General features: G+C 43.7%; 6 protein-coding genes. 1 reads left to right on the top strand and 5 read right to left on the bottom strand.

From position 1 onward, the window contains the following. The first annotated feature begins 67 nt into the window (after positions 1 to 67). Positions 68 to 1,165, top strand: a complete 1,098-nt coding sequence (locus tag Q0R88_RS09025; protein ID WP_295715232.1) for an exo-alpha-sialidase — start codon at positions 68 to 70, stop codon at positions 1,163 to 1,165. Between the two features lie 539 nt (positions 1,166 to 1,704). Here Q0R88_RS09025 and Q0R88_RS09030 read toward each other — a convergent pair. The 5 genes from Q0R88_RS09030 to Q0R88_RS09050 all read right to left on the bottom strand — a co-directional run bounded on the left by Q0R88_RS09030 (position 1,705) and on the right by Q0R88_RS09050 (position 12,078). Next, positions 1,705 to 4,062: an alpha-L-rhamnosidase C-terminal domain-containing protein gene (locus Q0R88_RS09030; RefSeq protein WP_295715234.1), complete on the bottom strand. Its 2,358-nt coding sequence runs from the start codon at positions 4,060 to 4,062 to the stop codon at positions 1,705 to 1,707. A 223-nt stretch (positions 4,063 to 4,285) separates the two neighbouring features. Beyond that, on the bottom strand, positions 4,286 to 5,311 hold the full coding sequence (locus Q0R88_RS09035) for a substrate-binding domain-containing protein (protein WP_295715236.1): 1,026 nt from the start codon (positions 5,309 to 5,311) through the stop codon (positions 4,286 to 4,288). Between the two features lie 142 nt (positions 5,312 to 5,453). After that, on the bottom strand, positions 5,454 to 6,695 hold the full coding sequence (fucP, locus tag Q0R88_RS09040) for an L-fucose:H+ symporter permease (protein WP_295715239.1): 1,242 nt from the start codon (positions 6,693 to 6,695) through the stop codon (positions 5,454 to 5,456). Positions 6,696 to 6,818: 123 nt separating this feature from the next. Further along, on the bottom strand, positions 6,819 to 9,782 hold the full coding sequence (locus tag Q0R88_RS09045) for a discoidin domain-containing protein (protein WP_295715241.1): 2,964 nt from the start codon (positions 9,780 to 9,782) through the stop codon (positions 6,819 to 6,821). Between the two features lie 13 nt (positions 9,783 to 9,795). Then, on the bottom strand, positions 9,796 to 12,078 hold the full coding sequence (locus Q0R88_RS09050) for a GH92 family glycosyl hydrolase (protein ID WP_295715243.1): 2,283 nt from the start codon (positions 12,076 to 12,078) through the stop codon (positions 9,796 to 9,798). Positions 12,079 to 12,125 lie beyond the last annotated feature (47 nt).

A 12,125-nucleotide genomic window follows, 5' to 3' on the forward strand; every position in this document is an offset into this window, starting at 1 on the left:
GGTGTATTGCCCGACCTCCTAATTCCGCTAATTACTAATCAATATGTTTTACTTTAAATTTAAAAAAATGAAAAGATTATTTGTATTTGTTCCGGCTATCCTCCTGGTATTATTTCTACTAAATTCTTTTGTGCTAAAAGAAAAGGAAGCAGGGGAGAAAACAACAAAAGGGACTAAATCAGGGCTTGAAAACATCGTTTTCAGATCCACTGACGGTGGACAAACATGGGAGGACATTAGCAAAGGGCTGCCTGAAAATTTGCAGAGAACAGGTGTGTGGAGTCATGGTTTATTTGCAAATGACCGTGGGCTCTATGTACGTGCTGGCAATGGGGTTTATCTCAGTGAACCAAATTCCACCACTTCTTTTTGGACAAAAGAGATTTTCACTGGTGAACAGCGTGAGATTGCCCCTGGCAGGAATGGGATATTTGCATATAATTTCAGGGGACAATTTTTAAAAAAAATAAACGGAAATAGTGATTGGTCCCCCATGTACACAAACTTTCAAGAGCAAGCCGTACGCCTAAATGGAACGATAGATTGGATGTACAAGAATTATAAAGAGAAACAAGTATCCAGCTTTTTTGAAACTACGGGAGGTACAGTTTTCATCGGCTCCAACAATGCCTTTTATAAATCCACTAACAGTGGAAAAACCTGGAAATATGTGCATGTTGGAGGCTGGGTAATGAAAATGGTAGAGTCAAACGGTGTACTCCTGGCTGCCAGCACAACGGGAATATTAAGATCGACCGATGATGGTGAAAACTGGGATCGTGTTATTAATGAAGGGGGTGCTGGTATCGCTGTGGAACGTATTGATGGAGGATTTGCTGCTATAGCCTACAACATCATAACCCAAACCAACACAATACACATTTCACTGGATAGTGGAAAAACCTGGAATGACATAGGAGAAGGACTTCAGCCTTCCTGGAATAGTTCATTAATCAACCTAATAGGCGGACTTCAATCTTCGTTGAATATTTCATCAATCAAACAAGTGGGTAAATATTTAATATGTGGTCGCTCAGATGGTATATTCCGGTCATCTGATATGGGCAAAACATGGAAACTGTTACTTCCTTCTATAGAAAATAGAGGCTTCGATTTATCTGTTTCAGGCAACGTGATTTATGCCCTACCAAATAAAGGGTGTTGAAAAACTCCAAAGCCCTGTAATACAATTCATAAAAAAGGGCCGCCAGCAATATCAGTTTTATATTCAATAAACGTTTGGATATTCTTCCCGTCGGCTTATTCAAAATTACCGTTTTAAACAATTAAACGCATTAAAATTTCTAAATCCTCAATAAAGTGTTTGGAAATCTGTATCTTCATGAGTACAGCACGACGTACTATAAGGCTGTAAGTTTACTACTTACAGCTTTTCTTTTTACACCACATACGTATTTGCATACACTATTTTATAAAGCTCGCTCTATTATTATTTACCGATCTCATTATTGCAGTGATTTGAAAATAGATTAGGATTAGTCCGAAAAGTTGGCGGATAATGAAATAAGTATTTGTTTTGCATTAGAATAACAAATACACACCGGCTTAGTTGCCAGACCGATGGCATGGTTAATCTTAATTGCTGGCTTGAATGAATAGGCAATTTCAATTGCCAGGCGGATAAATCGCTTCCTGCAACTGGGTCGCCGTTTGCACTAAGGCCTTTTAATTCATCTTATCCCGCTAAATCACAAAAGAATTATTTCCGGCTTTCAGCATGTATTGTTTGGCCTTCCACACCAGTATACCAGTGGTTGCCTTGGGCAAATTAATATCTATTCGCCAACGGCCTTTTTCAAATTTATAACCAACAGCCACCTTGCCATTTGGATGAGGTATTTCCCCGCTAATAGTGGTTAATGTTCCCAAATGGGGTTCTATTTTTATTTTGCCAAAGCCAGGCGCATAGCTGTCAATACCTAAAACCGTTCTAAAAAACTCAATGTTAGGGCTGGCTCCCCAGGCATGGCTGTCAGAACGGGAAGTGTTAACGTCAGAATACTCGGCCCAGGTGGTTAAGCCCATTTGTATGTTCTCCCGCCATATCCCCAGCCAGTTCATATAATCATTACCCAAGCCTGCTTTTACCAGTGCCTGGTTCAGGTAATATTTAAAGTAAACTGAGCATTGGGTTAAACTTTTATCATTAAGCAACTCCTTAGCCACAGCAGGCATGTCAGCATTGCTCACCATACCGGTAAGTATCGCCAAAGAATTAACATGCTGTGAAAACCCATTTTTTTCCTTAGTATCAGCATACATTTTTTTAACCGGATCCCAATACTTGCGCTGGATAGTAGCCTTTAGCTGTGCGGCTTTTTGATTATATAGTGTAGCGTAATCCTTTAAACCTATTTTGGCTTCCATTTCCGCCGCCCACTGGTATGCCCATAGCAGCTGCAGATCATAAATAGCCGCGCTGCCGTCGCTGCCCTTAACCTCGCCCCACATGTTGCCTGCCCAGTCAACAAAGGCCCAGTATGGGGTGTCTTTTAAAGAGCCATCGGCCTGTTGATATTTGCTAAAAAAATCCAGCACGCCTCTTTCGCCAAGCAGTTTATTTTTAATAAAATCATTGTCGCCACGGTACATCCAGTAATCATGCAACATACAGATATACCATAACGAGAATGTTGATATAACCTGTGTGCCTTTTGAAGGATAGCAGCTACTGGTTACGCCTTCGGGTAAGCGCGAATGATCCATCTGGTTGAGCGCATTACGCGCCAGCCGGTCATCACTGGTATTGTAGTATGATATCATAGCCTGTATGCGGGTATCACCAATGTATTGCAGCTGCTCATAATAGGGGCAGTCCGTATAAGTTTCCCATGCGTTAAGTCTTACTGTACGCCAGCCTATATCCAACATCTGTTTAATTTCTTCATTATCTGTATTAAATATCGCGGTAAGTTTAAAAGGATAACCCGTAAAAGTGCCATAGAGGTCATCGATAACCAGCGGCTCATTCTTGGTTTTTACAATCAGCCTGATATAACGATAAGTGCGGAAGTTGAGTGTTGTAAATGATCGCCCCTGGCTCCCATCTGCTATCACGCTGTCTATCCTCCCTACAAACTCCTTCCCTTCTACCTCATTCCGGTTACCCTTAATAACACCCTTGCTGCCTTTTGTGTAAAGCGATTCGGCGTAGCCAAGCGATATTCCCGCATCTTTGCCACCGCTAAAATTTAAAGTTACATAAGCGTTTGTTTCAAAGGTTTGATCAAGCAATAAAGACACTGTAGTATTTGCAGGGATAGTTACCTGGGTCTTCGTTTCAGGGAACGTTGAGGGAACGCTTATACCAACCGCACTTCGCAATTTTTCAAGGCGCTGATAGGTCATTTCCCTTGGGGGCAGTGATGAAGGCACCAACGCCCAATCTATACCCCAGGCCGTGCCTTTAAGTTTCCCTTCAGACAATTTATCTGCCCCGAACCAGGCACTATCGTCATAGCCCACAGCTGACCAATCGCCTTTAACTGACTGGCGCATATCTACCATTTCGCCTTTGCTGGCAGCAAAAAAGTAGCCCGGTATAGCCTGATGACCATTATCACGGATGCACTTCCAGGTAGTGTTGGTGTTCAATATTTCTTCTGTTGCCGAATTACCCTGTAAAATAAAACCTGTGCGTACACTAATTTGCGCTGCGGGACTGTATTGAGCCTCATTCCAAACAAGGGCAGCTATCGTATTTTTCCCTGCAGATAGATATGGAGCCAGGTCAACCGTTTCGTAATTCCAATAATAGGTATCGCCCCTTGCCGGGCCCAATGATACCAGCTTGCCGTTAACATATAATTTATAACGGTTATCTGCCGATACATGCACCATAAAAGTTGCAGGTTTAATGACAAGATCAATATCTTTTCTAAAATAAAAAACGCCGTAACTAGTCCCGTTATCACCGGGTGCAGCTATCCATTGCGCATTCCATTGCCTCGGGGCAACATTAGGAACTGAAGGTTGCGCGCAGGCATATTTTGCCGGCGACAAAGTCATGACGATTAATAAAGTAAAATAGAAAAGTTTCATTGTGGTTATGTTATTGGTAAGGCAATAATATAACTTTATTACCTTAAAACCAAAATAAATCGTTTTAGCATATAATTATTCCATTTACCAAAAAAACAAATACCTGATAATGGTTTTATCATTATCCGGTACAGAAAAAATTTATAAAATGTTAATTCAGATACAGGATAAAACTTACAATTTTGATATTATTTTAACCTGATTTGAAGATAATCGTGAAAATTTACGAGACGCCTTTTAATGACGAGTTCCTGATCTTTAAATCGGTTTTTAAAATAATTGATTGCGGCTTGGTGGATACTGAGCTATCGTTCAGTTTCTCTAACAAAACACTGATCACATTATCGGCTATTTCCTCAACCGGCTGCGATATCGCGGTTACCGGGGGCGAATGAAGTTCAAAAACATCGTAATCATCAAAGGAAATAACAGCGATATCAGTCGGTGCTTTTTTACCCAGTTCCTGCATTATCTTTAGCCCGCAGGTACCAATGTGGTTGGTACCAAAAAGGATGGCATCAAGCTGAGGGTTTGCTTTCATAAAATCACGCAGCGGATTCATGATAAGTGCTTCGTCCTGGTTAAAAACAATCTCTTTAACAGTTGCTTCCAGGCCTCCGCTATTAATAGCATCCTGATACCCTTTCACCCTATCCACCATTTGGGTTTGGTGCGAGGCAAAGGTTACAAACGCAATATTTTTAAAGCCCTGATCTATGAGGTGCCTGGTGGCATTATAAGTACTAAAAAGGTTATCTACCTCTATAAAATCGGTACTTACATTGGGCAGGTGCCTATCAAACAACACCACAGGCATGCCATCTTTAATCAGCGATTCGATATCTTCCTCAATACCCTCGGGAGGGGCTATAATGTAACCATCCACATGCCTGTCACGAAACATATTGATCAGGTCCTGGGTTTTCTGGGTATCGTTATCAGTACTGCAATAAATAATCTTGTAGCCGTTTTTATAAGCCCGGTCTTCAATTAAGCGTGCTATGCTTGCAAAGAATGGGTTAGAGATATCCTCCACCATCAATCCAATGGTATTTGATTTACCCGTGCGTAAACTTTTGGCCAGCGAGTTTGCCTTATACCCTACTTCGGCCACATATTTCATTACCTTTTCAACCAGTTCGGCACCGATACGCTTCTCCTGTGCGCGGCCATTTAAAATAAACGATATCGTAGTCTTTGATACGTTTAACGCATTAGCGATATCGACAATAGATAATTTCTTCTTCACCCGTTTATATTAGTTATTTCAAATATAAGGGCAATATAGTTTATTGTATTTATAACATTAATAGTTAATCGATTTATTTTATTGGTAAATCGATTAACTAAACAATAATTTGATAAAATGCTGCAATAATAATATTTTGCCGTTATGCCGCCCGCTTGTTCAACCGTGGGTAACTAAACCCAAAGGCAAATATAACGAGGTAACAAATAATAGGCAAATAATAAGCTGTTGCCACGTTATGGTTGGCGATGAGGCCCATAAAGTATGGGAATAAGCCCCCTCCTACCACACCCATCACTATTAGCGATGATGCCAGCTGGGTATGCGGGCCCATATCTTTTATGCCCAAACTAAATATGGTTGGGAACATAATGCTGAAGAAAAAGTTGATAAACAGCAACGCGATGAATGACGGCCAGCCAAAACCCTGCGCAACAATAATACACATGATAATATTACAAAAAGCAAATGTGGCGAGTAGCTTATAAGGTTTAATAAAACGCATCAGGAAAGTCCCCGCAAACCGACCGATGATCATCATCACCATACTTAAGGAAAAATAATAGCCTGCATGCTCATCTGATAAATGCATTACATCGTGGCCGTAGTTAATAAAAAATGCCCAGGTACCACCCTGCGCAGCCACGTTAAAAAATTGTGTTATGGCAGCAAAAAGAAAATGACGGGGCCTGATATCTATCTTTTTTTCATCTACGTTAAGCAATGAATCATTGGCGTAAGAATCATCTGAAATAATATGCGGATCCGTCAACGGGGGTACTTTAATGAACGAAAAAAGAACAGCTACAACGGCTATAACCGAGCCAATAATAATATAAAGTTGTTTTACCGATACGAGGTCATTGGAATGCTCCTGCCCTGCCTTTAATATAAAATAACTGCCGATTACCGGACCGATTACCCCACCCACACCATTAAAGGCCTGCGAAAAGTTAATGCGCTGATCGCTGGTACGTTGATCACCCAGGGATGCTATAAATGGATGGGCAACTGTCTCGAGCGTTGCCATTCCACAGGCCAGTACGAACAAGGCTACCCTGAAAAATGTAAATGATTCGGCATTGGCCGCAGGAATAAACAGGAATGCCCCTATGGAATAAAGGATCAATCCCATCAGTACACCACTTTTATAACCAAATTTTTTCATAAACATCCCTGCGGGAATGCCCATCACGAAATAAGCGCCAAAGATAGAAAACTGCACCAATGCCGACCGGGATTTGGTGATGTGCAATACATTTTGGAAATGGCGGTTTAATACGTCGCCAAGCGTCATGGATACACCCCACATTAAAAACAGGGAGGTTACAAATATCAATACCACAAGGTACTTGCGTTCGGTAAATTTTGGCAGGGTGCTCATTATATAGGTTTAATCAGTTTTTCTATTGGTGGCGGTAAATTAATCGAAATCTTTGTAAATACACAGCAGTAAATCGATTTATTTTTGGTCACGGATTTAATGAACGGCTTTGGCTATTTAACATTACTCTGCTTTTATAGGATCGTTGTAAGGCTGAACCAATAGCACCGGGCTATCATTACCCAATACATTGGCATCAAACTCTATTTTGATGTTCCTGCTTTCGCCCCTCATCAAACTGAAATAATTATCATTCATTAAAGCAGGCAGTATTTGCTCGCCGTTGCTTTTCCTCACCGCTTGTGCCCTTATGGCAAAGGCTACAGCAGGAGATGATGCCGGGTTGGTTATGGTGGTATTGATGTAATATTTACCATTTGCCCTGGTTACCTTTGAGTTTACTTTCAAACTCACTTTGGGCAGGTTATTCAGCGCTGTAAAATCGGTGCGTTTGTTGCCGCGCCAATAAAAGTTATCGGATACCAGTTTGCCTGCTTTATCGATTAATTTTAGTTTGATGAAATGCACATCACTTAAACCGTTACTTTTTGGTTCGCCACCATACACTTCAAAATCCCAAAGCGAGTAGCCCCAGCCCGAGCCACGGTGTACACCCTTCATTTTTACATAGCGGGCCCTAGTTTCATCAAAAGTAAACTGCTGTACGCCGCTGTGGCCATCTTCGGTATCATACACATCGCGCCATTGTTTGGCATCGTTGGATACCTGGATTTTAAAGGCTTTGCCGTAAGCTTCTTCCCAGTTCAATTTCACACCATTTACAACCTGTTCGTTGCCCAGGTCTACATAGATCCATTCATTATCGTTTTGCCTGCTGGCCCAGCGGCTGCCACTGTTGCCGTCGGTTGCCAAAGCAGCCTCCATGTTTTCTGATGATGAGGCAACGGTAGCCTTGTTTAAAGCCAGGTTGGTATGTTCTTCGGTAAATTTGATGGTAAAGCAATTTACTGCTGTGTTGGCAATGGCATCTACCTGTTTGGTTTGATGATAATCGCTTACCGGCCTGCCATCGCTGTTGTATACTTCTACATCGGCCGTTAAATCGCTAACGTTGCTGCCGGTAGTGTTAATTACCTTAACCGAATTATTTACCGGGTTCCATTGAATGTGCAGTGGTTCGCAGGCTTTTTTTGCACCCCAGTAGGCACCAGTCAGGTCGTAATAGTAATCATAGGTTTGCCATACCAGCGATGGGTAGGCCGACTGGCTCATCCAGGTCATGATACCCGATGCATCTTCCCACATATTGTCTTCCCAACCCTCGTACATCGCCTTATTGGTTTCTATATTGAGCAGCTGCGCCTTGCGGCAATAATCCTGGATGCCGGTTGCTGTACCATAGCGTTTGTTAATCCCCTCATCATACCTATCGGGCCCCGCATTTCCTGCCGATGGACCAAAGAAATGCAGGTTCCACATCTCGTTTCGCGGCCATAGCTTATCCTTAGGAATAAACTTTTTAAAGCTATCGTAATTGGTAAATACCGCCGTGCCAATCTCGCTGCGCAAACCCCAGCCCGGCGAACCGCCGAAACCATTAGGGAACCTGCTGAAATACCAGCGCGGGTCGAAATTTGTCCAGGGCCCGCTGCCAGTTAAACTACCCGCGTGCGAATTGGGTTGATAACGCCTGTCGCCCCCGTCATAGTTGCTGATATCTTCGGCCAGCCAGCCGTTAAGCGGTGGCATGGGTGTCCCTTCGTTATCGCCGCACCAAATGGCTATCGACGGATGGTTACGGAAGCGCTTGATCTTTTCTATCGCGTTAGCATTAAAATTGTTCACATCGTTGGGCAGGTTAGGGATAGAGTTTAACCAAAAATCATCCCATATCATCATGCCGTATTTATCGCAGGCATCGTAAAATTCATCATCAGTAGTTGATCCTATCCAGTTGCGCACGATGTTAAAGTTCATTTCCCGGTGTAGCTTCAGTTTGGTATCGTATTCGTTGCCACGGCAGCGCAGCATATACTCGGCCATACCCCAGTTACCACCTTTTAAAAACACGCGGGTACCATTCACCAATACATGCAATACATTGCCCACTGTATCGTAACTGTATTTTTTGATTCCGAATTTGATGGTCTGGCTGTCGGATATCTCATCGCCCAGTTTAAGGCTGAGCTTGCAGGTGTATAAGTTAGGTTCACCATAACCGTTTGGCCACCATAGTTTGGGGCTGTTAATGGCCAGTTGTTCAAAACGCTTTTTATCCAGCTTCACTTCGGCGGTACTGTTGGCGCCTACAAATACTTTTTGGGTAAATGCTATGTTTCCGGGTTGAATAGTACCGCTCAATGTACCCGTTTGAAATTTTGAAGTACTGTTTTTTACCCCTAACGCGATAGATACGTCGGCCCGGGCATTGGTCGGCAAATCCGTTCTGATCCAGGGATCCTGGATAGTGATACCGCCTGTATTACTGAGGTAAACATTATCGGTTATGCCCGAGTTTAATCCCGGTACATACGGCATCCAATCCCAGCTGGCACTTGGAATATAAGTTGGGCTGGCATAGTTAACCAAAGGGTTAGCAGGGCAGTATACCAATACTGCTAAAACGTTTAAGCTACTTTTGCTGATTAAACCCGTAACATCAAAATTGCCCCGCTGCATAAAGCCATCCAAAATGCCAATTTGTTTGCCATTGAGGTAGATCTCGGCCTTGCGGTTGACGCCCTTAAAGTTAAGCCAGATCTTTTCTTTGGTATAACCGGCAGGGATGCTGAACTCCGTACGATACCAAAAGTTACGGTCGTATTTGGCCTTATCAACCTTGTAAATATTATCGCCAAAGTTGGGATCTTTTTCCAGGCCGGCCACCACGTAGGCATTAAATACCGTACCGGGCACTACCCCCTTAACCCAGCTGGCTACATTGTAGCCGGGTTTGTAAATATTGGCGCTATCGGCACCAACTTCGGCCTGGGCTTTCACTTTCCAGTTGGTTTGCGGGTTTGAGCTATTGAGGTAACCCAGATTCTGCGCCGATGCGCCGGTGAAGGCAGCAACGCAGATTATTAAAAGGGATTTTTTTAAAACTTTGGGGAAATTTAAAGGCATTGTAGGCTGATGTTTAGTTTGATGTGTTTTTGGAGAGCGAAAAAGGTTTGTCTTCGGCTGCCAGACCTCGGCTCATGTTGGGTTTATCGCCCATTTCAAAGTGCAGGATGCCGCCGGCCGTGATATCGCTGTGCTTAATAAAGTTGTGGGTATAAGGCTTCCCGTTAAGCGTTGCCGACTGGATATACACGTTTTGCTTACTGTTGTTATTGGCCTCTATCACAAACTTTTTACCATCCTCCAGCGTAATGGTCATTTTTTTGAATGCCGGGCTGCCTATCACATACTCATCTGTGCCGGGGCAAACGCTGTAAATGCCTGCCGCACTCAGCACATACCATGACGACATCTGCCCTTCGTCCTCATCGCCGGGATAGCCATTTTCGCCAGCGTTGTACATTTTGTCCATTACCTCACGCAGGTGTTGCTGTGCTTTCCAGGGCTGGCCGGCATAGTTATACATATACAATAGGTGATGAATAGGCTCGTTACCCTGCGCGTACTGGCCCATTTTAAAGGCCGCCATTTCGGTCATCTCATGAATTACCTGTCCATAGCCCCCAACTTTAATAGTACCCGGTTCGGTAAAAACCGAATCAATTTTATCTGTAAAATTTTTGTCGCCACCCATCAGGTTAATCAAGCCCTGCACATCCTGGAAAACCGACCAGGTCCAGTGCCAGGCGTTGCCCTCAGTGTAGGGGCCGCCCCAATCCATCGGGTCAAAAGGTTCAATCCAATTGCCTTTGGCATCTTTGGCACGCATAAAGCGCGTTTTTGGGTCGTACAGGTTTTTGTAATTATACATCTGCCGGCCAAAAACATTTTCGTAGTAGGTATTACCTGTTTGTTTAGCCAGCTGATATCCGCAAAAATCATCATAGGCAAACTCCAAAGTCCAGGCGGTTGCGCCTAAAGTTTGAGGCGTGTAGGGCACGTAGCCATCGGCAAAATACTCTTTCCAGCCGGGCCTGCCGTTAGCGCTGCCCCAAGGACCTTTATTGGTGGCTTCGTGGTAATATGCCGCCAAAGCCTGTTTAGGGTCGAAAGTATGAATACCCTTAACCCAGGCGTCTGTTAACAGTGAAATGGAATGGTTGCCCAGCATCCCGCCCGTTTCGGCAGGGAACGACCAGGCCGGCAGCCAGCCGCATTGCTGCTGTGCATCCAGGAGTGCTTGCACATATTGCCCCTGCATTTTAGGATGAATAATGGTATTAAGCGGAAATTGCGCGCGGAAAGTATCCCAAAAGCCATTATCGGTATACATAAAGCCGTTGTGTACTTTACCATCATACGGACTATAGTAATAAGGCTTGCCATCTTTACCGTACTCAAAAAATTGGTGCGAGAACAGGTTGGCATGGTACATGCAGCTATAAAAAGTGCCCTTTTCATCTTCGGTAGCGCCTTCAATTTTCATGCGGCCCAACAACGTGTTCCAAACCTGGTCGGCAGCTTTGCGGGTATCATCAAAGCCGCGGTATTTGCCCAGCTCGGTTTGTAAGGTAAGCTCGGCCTGCTCCGGGCTTATATAGCTTGATGCTACTTTGGCCTGCACCGTTTCTCCATCTTTAAATTTAAGGTAAGCGCCAATACCCTCGCCTTCGCCGTTTAGGTTTTTGGGCGATAGCTTGTCTTTTTTATTTTCCCAGGTACCATAATCAGCAAAAGGTTTATCAAAGGTGATCACAAAATAGTTCTTAAACCCTTGTGGCGCCCAGCGGCAATTGTTCACCCAGCCAATGATCTTACGCTCCTGGGGAATGATCTTCACCATACTCATTTTGGTGTAGCCATCCAATACCAGGTAAGAGCCCTGCCCCTTGGGGAAAGTGAAGCGTAAATGAGCTCCGCGTTCGGTAGGGGTCATCTCGGTGGTGATATTATTATCCAGTTTTACTTTGTAGTAACTGGGTTGGGCGGTTTCGTTCTCGTGCTTAAAGGCCGCGGCCCGGGCGTCTTCATTAACAACCAACTTACCGGTAACCGGCATAAAAGAAAACACCGCATAATCATTTACCCATGAACTGCACTGGTGCGATTGCTGAAAGCCGCGGATGGTATGCTCAAAATACTGATACTTCCAGCCATCGCCATTTTTGCCGGTTTGGGCCGTCCAGGTGTTCATACCAAAAGGCAATGCCGTGGCCGGGTAAGTATTGCCATAGCTAAACTCATATTTTGTATTAGTGCCCTGCCGCGTGTTAACATATTTAACCAGGTTGGCATCCTGCGCAAAAAGGCAGTTTATCCATAAAAGCGTGGCAAGGCAAGTAAGTAAGCGTGTTTTCATTGGGCGATATAATTTGGTTTGTGCCAATAAAGGATATTAGCACCTGG

Origin of the sequence: Mucilaginibacter sp. (genome assembly GCF_025362475.1) — a bacterium.
Classification (GTDB): Bacteria; Bacteroidota; Bacteroidia; order Sphingobacteriales; family Sphingobacteriaceae; genus Mucilaginibacter.

Coding starts and splice junctions, on each gene's coding strand:
- Q0R88_RS09025 (WP_295715232.1), top strand. CDS start 68: ATGAAAAGATTATTTGTATTTGTTCCGGCTATCCTCCTGGTATTATTT.
- Q0R88_RS09030 (WP_295715234.1), bottom strand. CDS start 4,062: ATGAAACTTTTCTATTTTACTTTATTAATCGTCATGACTTTGTCGCCG.
- fucP (WP_295715239.1), bottom strand. CDS start 6,695: ATGAGCACCCTGCCAAAATTTACCGAACGCAAGTACCTTGTGGTATTG.
- Q0R88_RS09045 (WP_295715241.1), bottom strand. CDS start 9,782: ATGCCTTTAAATTTCCCCAAAGTTTTAAAAAAATCCCTTTTAATAATC.
- Q0R88_RS09050 (WP_295715243.1), bottom strand. CDS start 12,078: ATGAAAACACGCTTACTTACTTGCCTTGCCACGCTTTTATGGATAAAC.